Source organism: Streptomyces sp. GESEQ-35 (genome assembly GCF_017948485.1).
Lineage (GTDB): Bacteria > Actinomycetota > Actinomycetes > Streptomycetales > Streptomycetaceae > Streptomyces.
Genome location: NZ_JAFFSX010000028.1, coordinates 1 through 19519, shown reverse-complemented (window position 1 = coordinate 19519; position 19519 = coordinate 1). Strand labels below are relative to the sequence as shown.

The following is a 19519-nucleotide window of genomic DNA, read 5'->3' as shown; positions in this document are numbered from 1 at the left end:
ACCACAGCGCTCAGCTCAACTCACTTGAGTTCCTGGATGCGGACCATGTTCCCCGCGGGATCGCGAAACGCACAGTCCCGAACCCCGTACGGCTGCTCGGTAGGTTCCTGAACAACCTCCGCCGCGGAGCTACCCTGCACCTTCTCAAACGCACCGTCGAGATCGTTCGTAGCCAGCAGGATCCACCCGTACGTCCCCTTGGCCATCATCTCGGCGATGACGCGCCGCTCATCATCGGTGATCCCGGGGTCGGCGGCCGGCGGCGCCAGCAGGATGGACGTGCCGGGCTGTCCGACGGGCCCGACCGTGATCCAGCGCATCAGACCCTGTCCGACATCGCTGCGGACCTCGAAGCCGAGCGTGTCCCGGTAGAAGGCCAGGGCCGCCTCCGGGTCGTCCTGCGGAAGGACGCTTGCGTGAATGGTGATGTCCATGCACGTCACGCTAGCGGCGGCCCGGTGCCGACGCTTCTTGATTCCTGATCGGCCTGGTCACCTGTTTCGCCACGCACGCCGGCATCCCCTCCGTCGCGTCCGCCGCGAGCCGCCGGTAGGTGCTGGGCGGCATGCCGACCAGCTCGGCGAAGCGTGTGCTGAAGGTGCCCAGCGAGGCACAGCCGACCTCGAAACAGACCTCGGTGACGCTGAGGTCCCCGCGCCGCAGCAACGTCATCGCGCGCTCGATGCGCCGCGTCATCAGATAGCTGTACGGCGACTCGCCGTACGCGGCCCGGAACTCCCGGCTCAGATGCCCGGCCGACATGTGCGCACCGCGCGCCAGCGCCTCGACGTCGAGCGGCTGGGCGTACTCCCGGTCGATCCGGTCGCGGACACGACGCAGCCGCGCGAGATCGCGCAGGCGCTGCTCCGGGACGGGCGGGTTGGTCACGTTCAAGAGCGTACGTGGGTCACCCCTGCCCCGTCAGCGCCAGCGCCTTTCCACCGTCCTCGGTGACCCTCGTCGCCCCGAAGTAGTCCGGTGTGTCGATCGGGTCGAACCGGATCACGGCCCCCGGCCTCGGCGCATCGATCATGTAACCGCCGCCCACATAGATCCCCACGTGCCGGATGGCCCGGGAGTTGGTGAGGTCGTCCGAGAAGAACACCAGATCCCCCGGCAGCAGCTCCGCCCGTGAGGGATGCGCCCCGGCGTTGTACTGATCGTTGGCGACACGCGGCAGGGTGACCCCCACACTCTCGTACGCCGCCTTGGTCAACCCGGAACAGTCGAACCGCCCGCCCTGGTCTGAGGTCCCGTTCCCACCCCACAGATAGGGCGTGCCGAGCTTCTTCTGGGCGTAGTAGATGGCGCCGGCGGCCTGCTTGGAGGGATCCACGCGCGAGACGGGCGCGGCGAAGCTCTCCTCGAGCGTCGTGATCGTCTTCACGTAGTTCTGGGTCTCCGAGTACGGCGGCACGCCTCCGTACTTGATGACCGCGTACGCCCCCGCGTTATAGGCGGCGAGCATGTTCTTCGTGGCGTCCCCCGGCACGTCCTTCACATACGACGCGAGCTTGCAGTCGTACGAGGCGGCCGACGGAATCGCGTCGTTCGGATCCCACACATCCCGGTCCCCGTCCCCGTCCCCGTCGACACCGTGCGTGGCCCAGGTCCCCGGAATGAACTGCGCTATCCCCTGCGCCGCGGCCGGGCTCTGCGCATTCGGATTGAACCCGCTCTCCTGGTACAGCTGGGCGGCGAGCAGCGCGGGATTGATCGCGGAGCACATGGTGCCCCACTTCTGCACGAGGGTCTGGTAGGCGGCGGGCACGGCCCCCTTGGCCAGCGACTTGGAGGCTCCGCCCACCCCGTTGGCGAGGTTCCCGGCGACGATGTACACGCCGACGACGAGCAGCATCACGAAGCTGAGCCCCGCCGCGAGGGCAGCACCCGCCACGATCCACGCCTTACGCACCGTCAACCGCCCCTCGCCGCCCGGGATTGCGCCCACGTCAGTCTAGAGACTGCCCCGAGGGGCGGTGTGATCACACGAAAGGAGAGCCGGCCGGAGCAGCCGATTCTCTCGTGGTCGGTCGGGCCGCCCTTGACGCTCAGTCAGCGGCCGGACTTCAGGGCGTGCAGCAACAGCGGCAGGGAGCGATGCAGTTCACGCTCCCAGTAGGGCCAGTCGTGGGTGCCGGGTCCGTAGAAGTCGGTGGTGAGCCGCACTCCGGCGGCCTTGAGCCGGCCGGCGAGGGCGTGGTTCATCTCGTTCAGCTGTGCCTCCAGGTCGTCCTGGGTGCCGGGCGGGTCGAACGGGCCGGCCGTGCCGTCGCCGCTCGACAGGAAGACGGGGCTCGAACGCAGCCGTTTCGCGAGGTAGTACGGGTCGTGCGCCTCCCAGATGTCGCGCTGGGCCACCGGGTCGCCCCACAGCGCGAGCGGGTCCTCGCCGAACTCCTCCAACAGGTCCATCAGGCCGTTCGGGAAGTCGGCGTACAGGGGATGCACCACGCCGCTGTAGCTCGCCACGGCCCGGAACATGCCTGGGTGGTGTGCGGCGTAGAGCAGGGAGCCGAGGCCGCCCATGGACAGCCCGGCGATCACCCGGCGGTGGCCGGCGCCGTAGCCGTGCTCCAGCAGCGGGCGCAGCTCGCGCAGGTGGAAGGTCTCCCAGGCCGGCGAACCGCCGCTGCCGTGATTCCACCAGTCGCTGTACCACCCGGCCGGTCCGCCCTCGGGCATGACGACCAGTGTGTTGCGGAGCTGCGGCAGCGCGGCGACGTCAGTCTCCCGGGTCCAACTGTCATACGTGTCGCAGCAGCCGTGGAGCAGGAACAGCACGGGCCATCGCTGCCCCTTCCGCCGCTCGTCCCAGCCGTCCGGGGTCAGCAGCCGCACCTTGGCGGTGCGGCCCAGAGCGGGCGACGCGACGGTCAGGTCGACCAGGCGAGGCCCCACCTTCTCCTCCGCCACGACCCGGGCACCACCGCCCCCGCCCGATCGGTCCGCGGCCGCGGTTCCGGGCAGGACCGCCATGACCAGGGCGACCAGGACTGTCCAGATCAACGGGCGGGCATGGCCACGGTGCACGGCGGGCCTCCACTCTCAGCGAACCGATCGGCTTCTGACGAGTACCACCGGGGAGCGTACGGATCGCTGGGGCGAGGGTCACTACCTCGGACAACTGATGCTTGGCGGAAGCGGGGCCACCGGACACTCGGCCCACAGCAGCTTCCCACCCTTCGAGGCCCCCAGCTCCCGCAGCACGGAGACACCGACCGAGTCGGCACTGGCCCGTACGAGATGCAGGCCGCGACCGTCTTCGGCGTCGAGCGGGGGTTCGGCGAGCGGGACGCCGTCGGCACGGAACCCTGGAGGGACCCTCGGGTCCGTGTCCCATACGGCGACTCGAAGACGGCCGGATTCCATCGGACGGAGGCGGAGGGCGTATGGGCCGGCCGTGTGGAGGTGGGCGTTGGTGAGGAGTTCGGAGGCCATGAGTTCGGCGGTGGGGATGGCGTGGGTGAGCCCGTGGGCGGCGAGGACGGTACGGAGGGTGGCTCGGGCGATGCCCGGTGCGTGTGGATCGTGCGGGAGGTGGAGGGTGTAGGCCCAGGGCGGGGATACGGTGGCCATGGAAGTCTCCGATCACTGTGGGGAGTTGGGCGGTGCCCAGTTGTAAGGTAGCGGGATCCGTATAAGTTCTTAGATGGATCCAGGGAAAGTACTGATTCACCACCCGTTTGAGTGACAAGGAGGGCGGACGCACGTGCGAAACAACCCAACGGGTCGTCAACTCCGCCTGGGCACTGAGCTGCGCAAACTCCGGGAGCGTGCGGGCCTGACCTCCACTCAGGCGAGTCGACTGCTCGGCGTGCAGCAGAACCAGATCAGCAATGTGGAAGCCGGACGTGCGGGAGTGAGCCCCGAGCGAGTGCGCACGCTTGCCTGCCACTACGACTGCGGGGACAAGGCCCTCGTCGAGGCGCTCGGCGAGATGGCAACCGAGCGGACGCGCGGCTGGTGGGAGGAGTACCGCGAGATCCTGCCCGCTGCCCTGCTGGACCTCGCCGAAGTCGAGCACCACGCAACGCGACTGCGCGCCGCCGTGACCGTGCACATCCCCGGCCTGCTCCAGACCACGGACTACGCTCGCGAGATCTTCCGCCAGGACGTGCCGGAGATGTCACCCCCCGACATCGAGCACCGGATCTCGTTCCGCATCAAGCGGCAAGCCGTGCTCTACCGGGACTCGCCGACACCGCACCAGGCAATCGTCCACGAGGCTGCTCTGCGCATGAAGTTCGGCGGCCCCTCCGTGACCCGGGCGCAGCTTCAGTACCTGCTGGACATGAGCGAGCGCGACCACATCACCATCCGCGTGATCCCGTTCGACGCCGCCACGCTCCCCGGCTCGGGCCAGTCCTTCTACTACTCCAAGGGGCCGGTACCTCAGCTCGACACCGTGCACCTCGCCCAGTCCCACGGCCCGGTCTTCCTCGACTCCGAGGCCCAACTCGACAAGTACCGCGTACTCCTGGACCGCATGGAAGCCGGCGCGCTCTCGGCCGTGGAGTCACGTGACTTCATCCACAAGATCACCCAGGACCTGTGAGGAAATCCCGCGATGACTCAACTCACCTGGCAGAAGTCGTCCTATTGCGCCCAGGGCGACTCCTGCGTCCACGTCGCGACCACCACCGAAACGATCCATCTCACCGAAAGCAGCGACCCCACCGGCGCGATACTCACGGCCACGCCGGCCGCTTTCGATGCCCTCCTCACCGCTCTCAAGAAAGAACCCCGTGCCTGACATCCCCCCGAACCTCACCTGGGAACGCGCCGCACCGTCGGAGGCAACCGGTCCCGGCCCCTGGATCGAGATCGCCTTCGGCGAGGGGGACGACGGGGAGGCCCCGGTCTACATCCGCGAGACCAGCGACCCGGACAACGTGGTCACGACGAACCGCCGCAAGTGGGACGCCTTCGTACTCGGCGTACAGGCAGGCGAGTTCGACCACTTCGTAGAAGACGCGTAGACGCGTGACAGCACGCTGCCAAGCCTGCGGGCGCCCGATCGAGAGCGGCGGCGGACCGGGGCGGACCGCGTCGTACTGCTCGCAGGCATGCCGACAGCGGGCCTACCGCGAGCGGCGGCGGCCGGCCGGTGTACCCGCCCGGGAGCTGGTGTCCGACCTCGGGGACCGGCTGACCCGACTGCGCCTGGAACCCGCGCTCGCGTTCCAGGCCGACGTGGAGGCCCTGTCACCGCGCTTCGCCCAGCTACGACGTCTCGCCCGCGAGGCACGTGAGGCGGCCGAAAGCGTCACACCCGCCGACGTGACGAAATCCGGCGAGGACGACACCCTCACGGCCCTCATCGAGGCCCACCACCGCGAACTCCGCGTCCACTGCTACCGGCTCCTCGGCTCGTACGACGAGGCCGAGGACCTCACCCAGGAGACCTTCCTACGGGCCTGGCGTGCCCGCGAGACCCTGGACGGCGTCGACAACCCGCGAGCCTGGCTGTACAAGATCGCCACCCATCTGAGCCTCGACTTCCTGCGCAAGCAGAACCGGCGCCCGACCCGCTATGAACCCGTACCCGGCATGGACTCCGGAGACGGCCCGCCGCCCCCACGGGTGCCGTGGCTGCAACCGTTCCCGGACGACCAGTTGCCCGAGGCCCCCGCGCCCGAGCACGAGCCCGACGAGCAGGCCGTGGCAAGCGAGACCCTCGAACTGGTCTTTCTCACCGCCATCCAGCAACTCCCGGCACGCCAGCGCGCTGCGGTGATCCTGCGTGACGTCGCCGGATGGTCGGCCCAGGAGACAGCCGAGCTGATGGACACCAGCGTCCCCTCGGCCAACAGCGCGGTGCAGCGCGGCCGTTCGGCCCTGCGGCAGGCGTTGCCGGGGCGGCGCGAGGACTGGTCGGCCACCGCGCCCAGTGCCGAGGACCTGGCACTGCTCCAGCGCTACATGGACGCGGCGGCCCAGGCCGACATCGACGCCATGGTCGAGCTGGTCCGGGAGGACATGGTTCTCACCATGCCGCCGAACCCGTTCTGGTTCACCTCGCGAGACGCGATGTTCGCGTTCGTACGGCCGAACCTGGATCCGGCGTCGCCGATGTTCGCCGGGCACTGGCGGCACCTGCCGGTACGTGCCAACGGCCAGTTGGCGGTCGCCGGCTATCTGCGGCGGCCCGGGACCAGCGTGTTCCGGGCGCAGCTGATCGACGTACTGCGGGTCGAGGAGAGTCGTATCGCCCAGATCACCACCTTCGAGCCGCACCTGTTCCCCGCGTTCGGGCTGCCGATGACACTCTGAGGATTTCCCGCTGCCGCGATGAGTTTTCCCGTCCTGCACGTCCCATGGAGTGACGGGCGCACCCGGCGCTCCCCTTCAGGAGGCGAAGAGCCATGCTGAACAACAAGGTCGCGGTCATCTACGGCGGAGCCGGTTCCCTCGGCGCGGGAGTCGCGAAGGCGTATGTACAGGCGGGGGCACGGGTGTTCCTCGCCGGCCGTACGGAGGACACCCTGCGGAAGGTCGCCGCGGAGACCGGCGCCGAGTACGACGTGCTCGACGCGCGGGACAAGGAAGCCGTCGAGGCCCACGCGACGTCGGTCGTCGAGCGGGCGGGACGGATCGACATCTCCGTCAACCTGGTGCCGCGGGGAGACTTCCAGGGCGTACCGCTGACGGAGATGTCGGTGGAGGACTACACGCGTCCGGTGACCCAGGGGATCACCTGCCAGTTCATCACCGCGCGGGCCGCGGCACGCCGGATGGCCGCACAGGGCTCGGGCGTGATCCTCTCCCTGGACAGCGGGTCCGCCAACGGCAGCCCGATGATGGGCGGCACCGCCGCGGCCGACGGCGCGATCGACGCGTTGATCCGCCAGCTCGCCCAGGAGGTCGGCCCGGCCGGCGTCCGCGTCTGCGGGATCTGGACGGCCGGCGTCACCGACAGCCTGACCCCCGAGAAACTCACCGGCGCGGGCGCCCCGGCGATGGACGAGGCCGCGGTGGAGGGCATCCGCTCCCACCTGGACAGCCTGCGGATGACGAAGCGCTCGCCGCAGATCGCGGACATCGCCGCACTGGCGACGTTCCTCGCCTCCGACGGCGGTGCCGCCATCACGGGCACCTGGGTCAACGCGACCGCCGGAATGTTCGCGAGCTGACCGAGCACCGGGTCACCCATGCTCAAACTGTCAGTTCCGTCCCGGCCGGCGCCATGGAGACCGTGTCCTGGCGGATGTACCACTCCGTGGACAGGAACCGTTCCCGCACGGCCGCCGGGAAACCGGCGAGCAGGCCCGGTGCGGCACCCCGCTCGACCTCGGTGCGATGGGCCTGCACGGCGGCCCACTTCCGCTCCAGCCAGGGGCTCACATCGACGGTCGCGGTGATCAGCTCGTCCGGAACGGTGTTCATGCCCTTGCCCGCACGGGCCAGTTCCGCCAGGGCCGGAAGCGCCGAGTGCGGGTGCGTGGCCAGGTAGAGGGCGCTCGGCCGCCAGGGTCCACCGGCATCGGGAAAGAGCCTCTCCAGCCCGGCCGCCTGCACCGCGAGTGCGGTCACCCGGTGCGTGTGCACATGGTCGGGGTGGCCGGTCAGGCCACCGTAGGCGTCGTGGGTGACCACGATCTCCGGGCGGAACTCGCGGATATGAGCCACCAGCCGCCCCACCGACTCGTCGATCGGCGCGTCGCACAGCCGCGGCCTGCCCGGGGCGGACTGCGGCACCCGCGCGTCGGCATAGCCGAGCATCCGCGGCCCACCGGCCCCCAGAATCCGCAGCGCCTCGGCGAGCTCTCCGCCGCGCCGCGTGCCCTCGGTCCACGTCGCCGTCACCACGGCCGTCCGAGCACCGGCGGCGGCGTGCCGGGCCAGCACGCCGCCGGAGGACAGGGACTCGTCGTCCGGATGAGCGAAGACGCCGAGCAGGCTCGGCACCGACATCGGCATCGACCGCCTCTCATGAGTACCGATACTCATGTACGAAATCACGCGTCACGTCAGACTGCGGGTTCCGCAACTCATCGACAGGGGTGCGAAGTTGAGACGGCCGAGTCAAGCTCTGGCCGTGACGGCACTGGTGGCCTGCGCGCTGACGGGTGCGGTGACGGGGCCTGCGAGGGGGGCGGCAACGTGCAGGTGACGATGGAGTGGCAGGGGGCGCAGGTTGCCGCGTTCTCGGTCGACTGTCCGGCAGGGACGGCGGGGGTGGGCTCGGTGACCATGGACGCCGGGGTGGTCGGTTCTGGGTCCTTCACCGTGGGCGTGGACGCCTCGGCGGAGAACATTCGGTGGGCTCTGACCGTGACGCAGCCGGAGTGACCGTGAGGTAGACGGCCTGGCGGTCCGCCTCGCTATCGCTGTGCGGCGGCCGGCTGCCTCGACGGCCAGTTCACCCCCGTCAGCTCCTCCGACACCGTCCACAGGCGGCGGGCCTCCGCCGGGTCGCTCGCCGCCCTCGTACGGCCCACCAGCGTCGGCGCGCCACGCATCTCGCCCCTCCCGTCAGGCCCGACGTAGCTCGCACCCGGCAGATCCTGCGTCGCCGCATACAGGGTGGGCAGCGCGCCCGCCCTGTCGTCCTGCGCCATGAACCTGTTGCCGATCGCCATAAAGGCCCGCAGGACCGGGTTCGCCGCATGGCTCTGAAGCTTGGTCGCCGCGTACCCCGGGTGGACCGCGAAGGCCCGCACCGGCGAACCCGACTCCGTCAGACGGCGTTGCAGTTCCAGCGTGAACAGCAGGTTCGCCAGCTTGGACTGGGCGTAGGCCCGGCGCGGCGTGTACCCGGCCGTCAGATTCAGATCATCGAAGTCGATCGTCACCGCTCCCCAGCGATGCGCGCCCGACGACACCGTCACCACCCGGTCCTGGACGTACGGCAGCAGCAGGTTCGTCAGCGCGAAGTGGCCCAGATGGTTCGTGCCGAACTGCATCTCGAAGCCGTCCCGGGTCTGCTGCCGCGGCAGCATCATGACACCGGCGTTGTTGATCAGAACGTGGATCGGGTCCCGCCACCCGGCCGCGAAGTCCCGTACGGACCGCAGGTCGGCCAGGTCAAGGCGCCGTACCTCCGTACTGCCGCGCACGGTCGCCGCCGCCGCCCGCCCGCGCTCCAGGTCCCGTACGGCGAACACCACATGCGCCCCCACGCGGGCCAAGGCGTCAGCCGCCGTCAGACCGATGCCGCTGTTGGCCCCGGTGACGACGGCCGTGCGGCCGGTGAGGTCGGGGAGGTCCGTGTCGTTCCACTTGCCTGTGTTCTTGCTCGTCTTCTCATCCATGCCACGAATGTAGGCGCTGACTACAATGCTGTCAATGGCAACAAAGATGACAGCGCCAACAAAGATGGCGTCGCCTACATCGGGATACGATGATGCCCATGCCCGCAGCCAGCCGCCCCTATCACCACGGAGACCTGCGCTCCGCCCTGCTCGCCACCGCCGAGCGCACCCTCCGCGAGAAGGGCGTCGCCGCACTCTCCCTGCGCGAGCTGGCCCGCGAGATCGGCGTCAGCCACGCCGCCCCCGGCCGGCACTTCAAGGACAAGCGGGCCCTGCTCAACGCCCTCGCGCTCACCGGGTACGACCGGCTCGCCCAGACCCTGGACGCCGCCGACGACCCGGCCCTGCCCCTCCAGCCCCGGCTCAACGAACTCGCCCGCGCCTATCTGCGGTTCTCCATCGACAACGCGGCACTGCTGGAGCTGATGTACGCCCGCAAGCACGAACCGGACGCCGCCGAGCAGATGGCCGCCGGCATCGACAGCACCATCGGCTCGCTCGATCGCGTGCTCGCCGACGCCCAGAAGCGCGGCGAGATCATCGAGGGGGACCCCGAGCACCTCACCCTCCTCATGGGCGCCACGCTGCACGGCCTCGCCTCGATGACGGCCGCCGGCATGCTCACCCCCGAGGCCGCCTTCGGCAGCGTCGACGAACTGGTCCACCACCTGCTCCACGGCCTCAAGCCCCGCTGACCGCACGGGAGTTCCGAGTCAAGCGGCGCCCATCCGCCCGCCATCGATCCCCCATCGGCGGGTAACCCCTCCGCCCCTTTCCAGTAAGGCGCAGGTCAGGATTGCCGGACCCATCTTGTTGTCGCGTACTCAACAAGAGATCGTCATCGCGGGCCGCCGCCCCCGCCGGGAACCGAACCGGCGGTCCCCCACCCGCAGGCCTCTCCCCACCACTGCCAGGAGGCTGTACGTTGCGTACCTCGACCCCCAACTCCTCTTCCCGACGCGGAAGATGGAGCCGGCCGGCCACCCTCGCCTTCGCTGCCCTGGCCCTCACCGGCCTTGGCACCGCGGCCCCCGCGAACGCCACCACCCCCTCGACCAAGGTGACTTGGGCCGACACCCCCTGCGCCACACCCAAGAAGGCAGGCGAACTCGCCTGCAACTCCCTCCGCGTCACCGGCGGACGCACCGCCTTCCAACAGCAGCACGGCATCACCCCGAAGGCCGCCGACGCCGCGACCCCCTCCGGCTACGGCCCCTCCGACCTCCAGGACGCCTACGGCCTGACGAGCGCCGCCGCCTCCAACGGCTCCGGCGAGACCATCGCCATCGTCGACGCGTACGACGACCCGAACGCCGAGGCCGACCTCGCGACCTACCGTTCGCACTACGGCCTCCCCGCCTGCACCACCGCGGGCGGCTGCTTCAAGAAGGTCGGCCAGACCGGCTCCACCACCTCCCTCCCCACCGCCGACAGCGGCTGGGCCCAGGAGATCTCCCTCGACGTCGACATGGCGAGCGCGGTCTGCCCGCAGTGCAGCATCCTGCTGGTGGAGGCCAAGTCGGCGACCATGGCCAACCTGGGCACGGCGGTCAACGAGGCCGTCTCGCTGGGCGCGAAGTACGTCTCGAACAGCTACGGCGGCTCGGAGTCCTCGTCCGACACCAGCTACGACTCCTCCTACTTCAACCACCCGGGCGTCGCCATCACCGTCAGCGCGGGCGACGCCGGCTACGGCGCCGAGTACCCGGCCGCGTCGAAGTACGTCACGTCCGTCGGCGGCACACAGCTCGCCGCCTCTTCCGGCACCCGCGGCTGGACCGAGTCCGTCTGGAACACCAGCAGCACCGAGGGCACCGGCTCCGGCTGCTCCTCGTACGACGCGAAGCCGAGCTGGCAGACCGACACCGGCTGCGGCAAGCGCATGATTTCGGACGTGTCCGCCGTCGCCGACCCGGCGACCGGAGTCTCGGTCTACGACTCCTACGGCGTCACCGCCGGCTGGTACACCTTCGGCGGCACCAGCGCCTCGGCCCCGATCATCGCGGCCGTCTACGCCCTGGCCGGCACCCCGTCCAGCGGCTCCTACCCGGCCGAATTCCCGTACGCGGCCCCCTCCGCCCTCAACGACGTGACGACCGGCTCGAACGGCACCTGCCCGACGAGCTACTTCTGCACCGCCACCTCGGGCTACGACGGCCCCACCGGCCTGGGCACCCCGTCCGGCCTGGACGCCTTCACCGGCTGACGCTCAGTCACCCCACCTGCGGGCCGCGGCTGCTCAGCCGCGGCCCGTTCGTATGCCATGGGCGGCGGAGGATAGCCTTCACCCGGAGAACATCCTTCCGCGCGTGATCATAAGAAAGGTCAACGACGGAACCACACGAAGGTTCTGCTCAGGCCTCATTGCCCGGCGTAACGTGCCGTGATACACAGAGTGACCGTACGAGCTATTCGTACGAATCCCGCCCATCAATGACGCCAAGTCGACATGCGACAGCGGAATTGTCGGCGACAATGAGGCCTGACCTCTGCGCACCGCAGGGGGACGCGGAACTACCCAACAGGGGCGGTGACTTACATGCTCTTTGCGGCCGACAAGGGAGACATCAACACCATCATCGGCGGGATCGCTCCGGACTGGGGTCCCTTCGGGGCACTGGGGGCCGAAGCGAAGACGATGATCCAGGTCGTCATGGCGGTCGCCATCCTGCTCTGCCTCGGCATCGCCATCTGGGGCGCCGCGAAGCAGCGCATCGGCGCGACAGCGCTGCGGGACACCTTCAGCGCGGAACAGGGCAAGGGCCTCATCGTCGCCGGCCTCACCGGAGTCTTCATCATCGGCTCACTCGGCACGCTGTTCACCATCGTGTACGGCATGGCCGTCTAGCCGCCTGCCCCTCTCTCTCCCCCACCCGTCGTGCCAACCGGCTGAGGTTGCGTCTCCCTGATGTCGAGTCACCACACCGCGCCCGCGCGGGAACCATCACGGCTACCGTCGTACATCTACGCGGTCCGCTATGACGTCGAGGGGGCGTACGGCGCATGAGTCTCGGGGACGAGCACGAGCCCTCCGGGGGTTACGGCGGCACGGGCCACACCCGCACGCGGCTGCCCGAAGGAGGCGGCGGCGGTGACGTGTACGGCGGCGCCCGCCGCGGGTCACGGTCCTCCTCACGGAGCCTGGTCACGGTGGTCGGCGTGGTCGTCCTCCTGATTGCCGCGATCGCTTTCGCCAACCGTGGAGGCGACGATTCCTCTTCGGGCGGCGGAGACACCGCGGACAAGCCGGAGACGTCGAGCACGGCGGCGAGCGGGGAGCAGCCGGTGCAGACGGAGGCGGGTGGGATTCCGTCCGGGTTCCCACAGGATCAGCAGGGGGCGGAGAGTGCGGCGGCCAACTATGCGGTGACGCTGGTTTCGGCCGACATGCTCAAGCCCGCCCGCCGCGCCGAGATCGTCCAGCAGGTCTTCGTCGCCGACCAGCAGGCCGCCCTGGCGGACAAGTTCAATCGGGCGTACTCCAAGGAGTTCCTCAGCAGCATCGGCCTGGACGAGAACGGCAACGCGGCCGCGGGCTCCACCTACGTCTCGCGCACCATGCCGATCGGCACCAAGGCCACGAGCTACACCAACTCCGTGGCCACCGTCGAGGTGTGGTGCACCGGGGTCTTCGGCACGGCGGGGGAACAGTCGACCGACCCGGTCAGCAGTGACTGGTTCACCATGACGCTTCAGCTCCGCTGGACCGACAGCGACTGGAAGGTCGACAGCTTCTCCCAGAAGGACGGCCCTGCGCCCGTCCCCGGAGACAACAAGGCCTCCAGCGCGGACGAGATGGCCAAAGCAGTTGAGGAGTACGGAGGCTTCACCTATGCCCGGTAGCCAGCGCCGCGTACTCAAAGTCGCCGCCACCCTCACAGCCGTACAAACCGCAGCCGTGCTGCTGGCCACCCGGGCTGTCGCGGCACCCACCCCGTCACCGACCCCGTCGAACGACAACTGTGACCTGATCGTCGGCCCCGCCAAGGACTACTGCGAACGCGGCGACAACAGCAGCGGCACCGGCGGTGGATCCACCACCCTCGACCCCACCTCCACCCTCGACCCCCTCTCCTCCCTGGCCAAGGGCTGCGCCGACGCCGCCGCCTGGACCGTCAACAAGCTCAGCGACGCCGTTCAGGCGACCGCGACCGTCGACTTCACGAACGCCAAGTTCCTTCAGCAGTACGCCGTCGTCTTCGCGGCGTCGACGATCCTCACGCTGCTCCTCTGGCTGCTCGCGGTGGCCAAGCGAGCCGTACGAGGCGTCTCCCTCTCCACGGCGATCGGCGAAGCGATCGGGTTCCTCTGGCTCACGGTGCTGGCGTCCGCGTTCACGCCCCTGATCCTGTACACGGTCGTATCGGCGACGGACGGCGTCACGGACGTCCTCGCAAAGACGACCGGCAACCAGACGGACACGTTCTTCGGCACGTTCTCCGGCGCCCTGGAGAAGGGCGAGGACATCGGCGGCGGCCCGATCATGCTGATCGTCGTCTCCCTGGTGAGCATCCTCGCCGCCGGCGTCCTCTGGCTGGAGCTGGTGATCAGAGCCGCCCTGCTCTACGTCGGCGCCCTCCTCGGCACCGTCGTCTACGCGGGCCTGGTCGACAAGAACCTGTGGAGTCACGTCCGCCGCTGGGCCGGCATCATGATCGCGGTGATCCTGGTGAAGCCGGTCATCGTGATCGTGCTGGGTCTCGCCGGCGCACTGTCCACCGACGACGGACCGGACGCCTTCTCCGCCGTCGTCTCCGGCCTCTCCATCATCCTGCTGGCCATCTTCGCGTCCGCGATGATCTACCGCTTCGTCCCCGGCTTCGGCGACGAGATCGCCGGCTCCCGCAACAACCGCATCATGCAGGGCGCCGAAGGCAAGGCCGCCGCGGTCATCAGCTCCCCGGCGACCCTGGTCGCACAGGGCATCAAGACGCACAGCTCCCGGGCCGACAACAACGGCGGCGGTGGCGGCGGCCAGTCGAACACCGCCCGCCCCGACAACCCGGCCTCCGGCGGCGTCGCCGCGCACAGCACACGCAACTCGAACGGCGGCGGCTCTGTCCCCTCCGCCGCACCCGCACCCCGTTCGAGCAGCAACGTCAACACGCCCCACGCCAGCAACACCCGCAACAGCAGCCCCAAGCGCACGGGAGGTGAAGGGCGTTGACGACCGAGTCCCATGTGTCCCATACGGTCACGCCCCGCCGCACATATCTGATCGGCCGCGCCCGGCCGAACGCGATCGTCGGCCGGAATCGTGAGTCCGGCGAGATCACGCTGATCATCGCGGGCGCGTTCCTCGGCATGATGTGCGGGCTCCTCGTCCCCGTCTTGTCCCTGCGCATCGTGCTGCTGATGGGCTTCCCCCTGCTCGCGCTGGCGGCGGTCTACGTGCCGTACAAGCGCCGGACCATCTACAAGTGGTTCGAGATCAACCGCACGTACAAGCGCACCCTCAAGCGGGGGACCGTGTACCGCTCCGGCGTCGTCGAAGCCGGCACCCACCTCGACGGCCGTGAGATCGAGATCGGCCCGCCTCCGGGCATCGGCCGCATCACCTGGCTCGCCGCTCCGTTCGGCCCCGACGAGATCGCCGTACTGCTGCACGCGGACCGCAAGACCGTCACCGCCGCCATCGAGATCGAGGGCCCCGGCGTCGGCCTGCGCGACAGCGAGGACCAGGAGGCCCTCGTCGACCGCTTCGGCACGCTGCTCAAGCACGTGGCGAACGGCGACGGCTTCGTCACCCGGCTCCAGATGCTCGCCCGCACCCTCCCCGCCGACCCGGACGCCCACGCCAAGGACGTCGCCGTACGCGGGGACGAACGCGCACCGGGGTGGCTCACGCATTCCTACGACCAGCTCCAGTCGATGGTGTCGACGAGCAGCGAGCAGCACCGCGCCTACCTCGTCGCCTGTATGCACTACACGCGCGAGCTCGCCGCCGAGGCCAACGCCATGGCACGGGCGGCCCGCCCGCACGGCGGCAGGGCCGACCGGGACGCGGGCCTCGCGGTCGTCATGGCGCGCGAGCTGACCGACATCTGCTCCCGGCTCCAGGAAGCCGACATCCGCGTACGGCAGCCCCTCGGGCAAGGCCGGCTCGCCTCGCTCATCCACTCCATGTACGACCCGGACCACCCCATCGACCACATCCAGGCGATGACGAAGCGCAACGCGTGGCCGGCCGAGCTGGACGCCATGGAGCCGACGTACCTCCAGGCCAAGACCCGCGAGTCCTCCACCCGCGCGCCCTGGTGCCACTCCACTGCCTGGGTGAAGGAATGGCCGATGACCCCGGTGGGCGTCAACTTCCTGGCGCCGCTCCTCGTCCACACCCCGGACGTCATCCGAACGGTCGCCGTGACGATGGACCTCGAGCCCACCGAGGTAGCCATTGAACGCATGCTGACCGAAAAGACGAACGACGAGGCCGAGGCCTCCCGCCAGGCCAAGATGAACCGCACCGTCGACCCGCGCGACGTCGCCTCCCACAATCGTCTGGACCAGCGGGGAGAGGACCTGGCGAGCGGCGCGGCCGGGGTCAACCTGGTCGGCTACATCACCGTCTCCTCCCGCAATCCGGAAGCCCTGGCGCGCGACAAGCGGACCATAAGGGCCTCGGCCGGAAAGTCGTATCTGAAGCTGGAGTGGTGCGACCGCGAGCACCACCGCGCCTTCGTGAACACACTGCCCTTCGCCACCGGCATCCGGAGGTAGGACCTGATGCGGGATCCGCTGTCCGCCCTCACCGAGGCCTTCACGTCCTTCCTCTTCGGCAAAGTCGAGACGACCCGCCTGCCCGTCCGCACCTCCACAGGCCAGGCCCAGGCGGTCTACCTCCCCACCGCCGCCCCCGGCCTCGGCGACTCCGGCGTGATCATCGGCCGCGAGGTCTACTCCGGCAAGGGCTACATCTACGACCCCTTCCAGCTCTACGGCCAGCAGCTCCCCGCCCCGCACTGGCTGGTCCTCGGCGAGTCCGGCAACGGCAAGTCGGCCCTGGAGAAGACGTACGTCCTACGACAGCTGCGCTTCCGCGACCGCCAGGTCGTCGTCCTCGACGCACAGGGCGAGGACGGGGTCGGCGAATGGAACCTGATCGCGGAGGAGTTGGGAATAACTCCTGTCCGGCTGGACCCGATGGCCGCCCTGGACCACGGCATCCGCCTGAACCCTCTCGACCCCTCGATCACGACGACGGGCCAGCTGGCGCTGTTGCGGACCATCATCGAGGTCGCGATGGGCCACGGCCTGGACGAGCGCGCCGGCTTCGCCCTCAAGGTCGCCCACTCCTACGTCAACGAGACGATCGTCGAACGCCAGCCGGTCCTCACCGACATCGTCGAGCAGCTACGACACCCCGAGCCTGAGTCGGCCGAGGCGATGAACGTCGACATAGACGACGTACGGGCATGGGGCCTGGACGTGGCACTGGTGCTGGACCGACTGGTCGACGGTGACCTGCGCGGCATGTTCGACGGCCCGACGACGGTCGGCATCGACCTGGACGCCCCGCTCATCGTCTTCGACCTCTCCCACATCGACCGCAACTCCATCGCGATGCCGATCCTGATGGCGATCGTGGGCGTCTGGCTGGAGCACACCTGGATCCGCCCCGACCGGAAGAAGCGCATCTTCCTGGTCGAGGAGGCCTGGCACATCATCGCCAGCCCCTTCGTGGCCCAGCTCTTCCAAAGGCTGCTGAAGTTCGGGCGCCGACTGGGTCTGTCCTTCGTGGCGGTGGTCCACCACCTGTCGGACGTGGTGGACGGGGCGGCGGCGAAGGAGGCGTCGGCGATCCTGAAGATGGCGTCGACGCGGACGATCTACGCCCAGAAGGCGGACGAGGCGAGGGCGACGGGCCGGGTGCTTGGTCTACCGAGGTGGGCCGTCGAGATCATCCCGACCCTCACTCCCGGCATCGCGGTGTGGGACGTCAACGGCAATGTCCAGGTCGTCAAACACCTGGTCACCGAGACGGAACGGCCCCTCGTCTTCACCGACCGCGCGATGACCGAGTCCTCCACCGACCTCACGGACGACGCCCTGCGCGCCGCCGAGCTGGAGGCGGAGGAGCGGGCGGCGGCCTTCATGGAACAGCACCTGGGCGACCTGGACGGCTCGTCGGAGTCAACGGTGGCGTGAGAAGAGCGTGGTGAAATGAGACACGACGACCGCAATCACCGTCAGGACGCCCAGGGCGGCATCCCCGACGGACTGCTGATCGGCATACTCGGGTTCCTCCTCGGCATGACCGTGCTGGTCTGGACGGCGGCGGGTCTGGCCGGCTGGTTCTCCCACGGCGCCTGGCCCGAGGGCGTGACCTTCGCCCGCACCCCGCTCGCCATGCGCCAACTCATCGGCCGGCCACGCGACATCACGGGCGCCTGGCCCGAGACCCCCGCGGCCCAGCTCTCCGGCTACGGCCTCTTCTGGGGCCTGTTCATCGGCCAGCTGATGGTCCTGATCGTCCTGACGGTGTTCGTGATGGGCACGGCGGCGAGGTGGAAAGCGGTACGGGCAAGAAGGCGAGCGGAACGGACGGCAACCGCGGCCCCGGCTCCGGCCCCTCACGACGTACCCACCCCGAGGCTGGGCGAGCACACCACTCCGACGCACTCCTACAGCCCACAGCCACACGACACCGCCCCGCTGCCCCCCACGGGCCCGCAGCCGCCACAAACCCCCGAAGCCCCGCGGCCGCCACACAGCCCAAGCCACGCGCTGCAGACCCCTGCTTCTCTGTTTGGCGGCGAACGGGTGGTCGGGTGGGAAAGCATCCTCGTAGCCCCGAGGGAAACCCGCCAGACAACCGCAACCCAAGCCGTACGAGACGCGGCAGGCCCCACCCTCGTAGTCACGTCCAACCCGTCCGTCTGGCAGGACACAAAAGACCCCCGAGCCAAACTCGGCCCGATCCTCCTCTACGACCCGACGCACCTCTGCGACACCCCCGCCCGCCTCCACTGGTCCCCCACGACCGGCTGCGAGGACAAGGCGACGGCGGTCGCAAGAGCGGCGGCCCTGCTCGTGCCGGTCCGGCCGACCGCGAAGATCGACCAGGCGGTGGCCGACACCGCCGAAACGCTCCTGCGGAGCTATCTGCACGCCGCCGCCATCGACGGCCGCACCTTCCGCCACGTCCACCGCTGGTCACAGGGCATGCAGGTCCAGGACGCCGTACGAACCCTCCGTACGAACCCGAAGGCGGCCCCAGGAGCCGCGGGCGAACTGGAGGCAGCCCTCACGGCGCACACTGAACGCCGGGACATGGCACAGGAGTTGACCATCAGGGCCCTCTCCTCCCTCTCCACGATCAACGTCAGAGAGACCTGCACACCCAATCGAAGCGACGCCCTCGTTCTGGATTCCTTCCTCGACGAAGGGGGCACGCTTTATGTGGTGGGTGAATCCATCGAGGACCCCAGGACGAATCCCGGCGCGATGCCCCTCCTGACGGCCCTCGTCTCCAGCGTGGTCGAGCGCGGCCGGCACATGGCCGAACGGTCATCCTCCGGTCGCCTCGACCCACCACTGACGCTCGTCCTGGACGACGTCGCCGCCGTGGCTCCGCTTCCCCAGTTGCCGGAGTTGCTGGCCACCGGAGCGGACCGGGGCCTGCCCACCCTGGCCCTGCTCCGCTCCCGGGAGCAGGCCCGCACCCGCTGGCCGCACGACGAACTGCCGGTGTAGCCGTCATTCGCGCTCGATCGCGAACTCCAACTCGGACGCTCCCGGAGCCTGCGTCAACGGCACGGTCACCCCGGTCGGTTCGAACCCCACCTTCCGGTACAGCCGCTGGGCCCGGCCGTTCTCCTCATGCACGATGAGCCTCACCCGCTCGGCACCATGCGCCCACGCCCACTCCAGGCCGGCGTCGATGAGCACCTCGGTGAGCCCGATTCCACGGTGGTCAGGCCGTACGAACACGGCGACAACATGACCTTGCTTGCGCTCGACGGGAAAGCCGGCCCAGTCGGTCCCCCCGGCCTCCTCCATCAGCACGGTCAGTGTCCCCACCCAGTCCCCGTCCGGCCCCTCAGCGATGATCTGCTGCGCATCGGGTGCTCCATCGGCGCTGCTGACGGCCCGCTCCTGCCAGAAGGAGTCGGGATGGGCTGCGGCTTGCTCGTAGGTCTCCAGGAAAGCGAGATGCGCCACGGGATCCTGTAGGGAGACAAGCCGCAGTGCCTTCACCGCGGGCCACTCGTCGGCACGTATGGAACGGACCTTGTAGTTCATGACTGCCACCGTAGCTG

The 19519-nt window shown here is 69.3% G+C and carries 22 protein-coding genes; 14 read left to right on the top strand and 8 right to left on the bottom strand.

All coding sequences use genetic code 11. From position 1 onward, the window contains the following. Nucleotides 1-20 precede the first annotated feature (20 nt). The 5 genes from KCH87_RS38340 to KCH87_RS38320 form a co-directional block, all read right to left on the bottom strand. On the bottom strand, nucleotides 21-434 hold the full coding sequence (locus KCH87_RS38340; RefSeq protein ID WP_210592495.1) for a VOC family protein: 414 nt from the start codon (nucleotides 432-434) through the stop codon (nucleotides 21-23). Between the two features lie 10 nt (nucleotides 435-444). After that, entirely contained in the window at nucleotides 445-888 is a 444-nt protein-coding gene (locus KCH87_RS38335; RefSeq protein WP_210592494.1) for a helix-turn-helix transcriptional regulator, read from the bottom strand. Nucleotides 889-907: 19 nt separating this feature from the next. Continuing rightward, nucleotides 908-1921, bottom strand: a complete 1014-nt coding sequence (locus KCH87_RS38330; RefSeq protein WP_247197447.1) for a bifunctional lytic transglycosylase/C40 family peptidase — start codon at nucleotides 1919-1921, stop codon at nucleotides 908-910. Between the two features lie 134 nt (nucleotides 1922-2055). After that, the gene (locus KCH87_RS38325; protein ID WP_210592635.1) at nucleotides 2056-2979 is read right to left on the bottom strand and encodes an alpha/beta hydrolase family protein; all 924 of its coding nucleotides are present in this window, start codon (nucleotides 2977-2979) and stop codon (nucleotides 2056-2058) included. Nucleotides 2980-3114: 135 nt separating this feature from the next. Next, a complete protein-coding gene (locus tag KCH87_RS38320) occupies nucleotides 3115-3579 on the bottom strand; it encodes an ATP-binding protein (protein ID WP_210592493.1) in 465 nt (154 codons plus the stop codon). A 133-nt stretch (nucleotides 3580-3712) separates the two neighbouring features. Between KCH87_RS38320 and KCH87_RS38315 the strand changes: the two genes are divergently transcribed. The 5 genes from KCH87_RS38315 (at nucleotide 3713) to KCH87_RS38295 (ending at nucleotide 7136) form a co-directional block, all read left to right on the top strand. Beyond that, nucleotides 3713-4558 carry a helix-turn-helix transcriptional regulator gene (locus KCH87_RS38315; protein ID WP_210592492.1) on the top strand — a complete coding sequence of 282 codons (846 nt, stop codon included), beginning with the start codon at nucleotides 3713-3715 and terminating at the stop codon, nucleotides 4556-4558. Nucleotides 4559-4570: 12 nt separating this feature from the next. Further along, nucleotides 4571-4756 carry a DUF397 domain-containing protein gene (locus KCH87_RS38310; protein WP_210592491.1) on the top strand — a complete coding sequence of 62 codons (186 nt, stop codon included), beginning with the start codon at nucleotides 4571-4573 and terminating at the stop codon, nucleotides 4754-4756. Next, nucleotides 4749-4982, top strand: coding sequence for a DUF397 domain-containing protein (locus KCH87_RS38305; protein ID WP_210592490.1), 234 nt, complete (start codon nucleotides 4749-4751; stop codon nucleotides 4980-4982). The genes KCH87_RS38310 and KCH87_RS38305 overlap by 8 nt, the downstream gene beginning before the upstream one ends. Before the next feature lie 4 nt (nucleotides 4983-4986). After that, complete coding sequence (locus KCH87_RS38300) at nucleotides 4987-6276, top strand: RNA polymerase subunit sigma-70 (RefSeq protein WP_210592489.1); 1290 nt, start codon at nucleotides 4987-4989, stop codon at nucleotides 6274-6276. 92 nt (nucleotides 6277-6368) lie between these two features. Next, entirely contained in the window at nucleotides 6369-7136 is a 768-nt protein-coding gene (locus KCH87_RS38295; protein WP_210592488.1) for an SDR family NAD(P)-dependent oxidoreductase, read from the top strand. A 22-nt stretch (nucleotides 7137-7158) separates the two neighbouring features. Here KCH87_RS38295 and KCH87_RS38290 read toward each other — a convergent pair whose 3' ends face one another. Beyond that, a complete protein-coding gene (locus tag KCH87_RS38290) occupies nucleotides 7159-7917 on the bottom strand; it encodes a PIG-L deacetylase family protein (protein ID WP_210592487.1) in 759 nt (252 codons plus the stop codon). Nucleotides 7918-8106: 189 nt separating this feature from the next. On the opposite strand from KCH87_RS38290, the gene KCH87_RS38285 reads away from it, so the two are divergent. Further along, on the top strand, nucleotides 8107-8295 hold the full coding sequence (locus KCH87_RS38285; protein WP_247197435.1) for a hypothetical protein: 189 nt from the start codon (nucleotides 8107-8109) through the stop codon (nucleotides 8293-8295). A 32-nt stretch (nucleotides 8296-8327) separates the two neighbouring features. Here the strand turns inward: KCH87_RS38285 and KCH87_RS38280 are convergent, their stop codons facing one another. Next, nucleotides 8328-9257 carry an oxidoreductase gene (locus tag KCH87_RS38280; protein WP_210592486.1) on the bottom strand — a complete coding sequence of 310 codons (930 nt, stop codon included), beginning with the start codon at nucleotides 9255-9257 and terminating at the stop codon, nucleotides 8328-8330. Between the two features lie 89 nt (nucleotides 9258-9346). On the opposite strand from KCH87_RS38280, the gene KCH87_RS38275 reads away from it, so the two are divergent. The 8 genes from KCH87_RS38275 (at nucleotide 9347) to KCH87_RS38240 (ending at nucleotide 18953) form a co-directional block, all read left to right on the top strand. Continuing rightward, on the top strand, nucleotides 9347-9952 hold the full coding sequence (locus KCH87_RS38275) for a TetR/AcrR family transcriptional regulator (protein ID WP_210592485.1): 606 nt from the start codon (nucleotides 9347-9349) through the stop codon (nucleotides 9950-9952). Between the two features lie 230 nt (nucleotides 9953-10182). Next, complete coding sequence (locus KCH87_RS38270; RefSeq protein ID WP_210592484.1) at nucleotides 10183-11463, top strand: S53 family peptidase; 1281 nt, start codon at nucleotides 10183-10185, stop codon at nucleotides 11461-11463. A gap of 333 nt (nucleotides 11464-11796) precedes the next feature. Further along, nucleotides 11797-12105, top strand: a complete 309-nt coding sequence (locus KCH87_RS38265; protein ID WP_210582519.1) for a hypothetical protein — start codon at nucleotides 11797-11799, stop codon at nucleotides 12103-12105. A 155-nt stretch (nucleotides 12106-12260) separates the two neighbouring features. Beyond that, entirely contained in the window at nucleotides 12261-13100 is an 840-nt protein-coding gene (locus KCH87_RS38260) for a hypothetical protein (RefSeq protein WP_210592483.1), read from the top strand. Then, on the top strand, nucleotides 13090-14424 hold the full coding sequence (locus tag KCH87_RS38255; protein WP_210592482.1) for a hypothetical protein: 1335 nt from the start codon (nucleotides 13090-13092) through the stop codon (nucleotides 14422-14424). Before KCH87_RS38260 ends, KCH87_RS38255 begins: the two co-directional genes overlap by 11 nt. Then, nucleotides 14421-15977: an SCO6880 family protein gene (locus tag KCH87_RS38250; protein ID WP_210592481.1), complete on the top strand. Its 1557-nt coding sequence runs from the start codon at nucleotides 14421-14423 to the stop codon at nucleotides 15975-15977. The genes KCH87_RS38255 and KCH87_RS38250 overlap by 4 nt, the downstream gene beginning before the upstream one ends. A 6-nt stretch (nucleotides 15978-15983) precedes the next feature. Then, a complete protein-coding gene (locus KCH87_RS38245; protein WP_210592480.1) occupies nucleotides 15984-17405 on the top strand; it encodes an ATP-binding protein in 1422 nt (473 codons plus the stop codon). A gap of 15 nt (nucleotides 17406-17420) precedes the next feature. Then, nucleotides 17421-18953: a type IV secretory system conjugative DNA transfer family protein gene (locus tag KCH87_RS38240; protein WP_210592479.1), complete on the top strand. Its 1533-nt coding sequence runs from the start codon at nucleotides 17421-17423 to the stop codon at nucleotides 18951-18953. Nucleotides 18954-18956: 3 nt separating this feature from the next. Here KCH87_RS38240 and KCH87_RS38235 read toward each other — a convergent pair whose 3' ends face one another. Further along, nucleotides 18957-19502 carry a GNAT family N-acetyltransferase gene (locus tag KCH87_RS38235; RefSeq protein ID WP_210592478.1) on the bottom strand — a complete coding sequence of 182 codons (546 nt, stop codon included), beginning with the start codon at nucleotides 19500-19502 and terminating at the stop codon, nucleotides 18957-18959. Between the last annotated feature and the right edge of the window lie 17 nt (nucleotides 19503-19519).

Excerpts from the sequence above, each read along its gene's own strand:
- KCH87_RS38235 (WP_210592478.1), bottom strand. The coding sequence starts at position 19,502 with ATGAACTACAAGGTCCGTTCCATACGTGCCGACGAGTGGCCCGCGGTG.
- KCH87_RS38245 (WP_210592480.1), top strand. The coding sequence starts at position 15,984 with ATGCGGGATCCGCTGTCCGCCCTCACCGAGGCCTTCACGTCCTTCCTC.
- KCH87_RS38240 (WP_210592479.1), top strand. The coding sequence starts at position 17,421 with ATGAGACACGACGACCGCAATCACCGTCAGGACGCCCAGGGCGGCATC.
- KCH87_RS38260 (WP_210592483.1), top strand. The coding sequence starts at position 12,261 with ATGAGTCTCGGGGACGAGCACGAGCCCTCCGGGGGTTACGGCGGCACG.
- KCH87_RS38265 (WP_210582519.1), top strand. The coding sequence starts at position 11,797 with ATGCTCTTTGCGGCCGACAAGGGAGACATCAACACCATCATCGGCGGG.
- KCH87_RS38290 (WP_210592487.1), bottom strand. The coding sequence starts at position 7,917 with ATGTCGGTGCCGAGCCTGCTCGGCGTCTTCGCTCATCCGGACGACGAG.
- KCH87_RS38325 (WP_210592635.1), bottom strand. The coding sequence starts at position 2,979 with ATGGCGGTCCTGCCCGGAACCGCGGCCGCGGACCGATCGGGCGGGGGC.
- KCH87_RS38275 (WP_210592485.1), top strand. The coding sequence starts at position 9,347 with ATGATGCCCATGCCCGCAGCCAGCCGCCCCTATCACCACGGAGACCTG.
- KCH87_RS38310 (WP_210592491.1), top strand. The coding sequence starts at position 4,571 with ATGACTCAACTCACCTGGCAGAAGTCGTCCTATTGCGCCCAGGGCGAC.
- KCH87_RS38320 (WP_210592493.1), bottom strand. The coding sequence starts at position 3,579 with ATGGCCACCGTATCCCCGCCCTGGGCCTACACCCTCCACCTCCCGCAC.
- KCH87_RS38340 (WP_210592495.1), bottom strand. The coding sequence starts at position 434 with ATGGACATCACCATTCACGCAAGCGTCCTTCCGCAGGACGACCCGGAG.
- KCH87_RS38280 (WP_210592486.1), bottom strand. The coding sequence starts at position 9,257 with ATGGATGAGAAGACGAGCAAGAACACAGGCAAGTGGAACGACACGGAC.
- KCH87_RS38295 (WP_210592488.1), top strand. The coding sequence starts at position 6,369 with ATGCTGAACAACAAGGTCGCGGTCATCTACGGCGGAGCCGGTTCCCTC.
- KCH87_RS38255 (WP_210592482.1), top strand. The coding sequence starts at position 13,090 with ATGCCCGGTAGCCAGCGCCGCGTACTCAAAGTCGCCGCCACCCTCACA.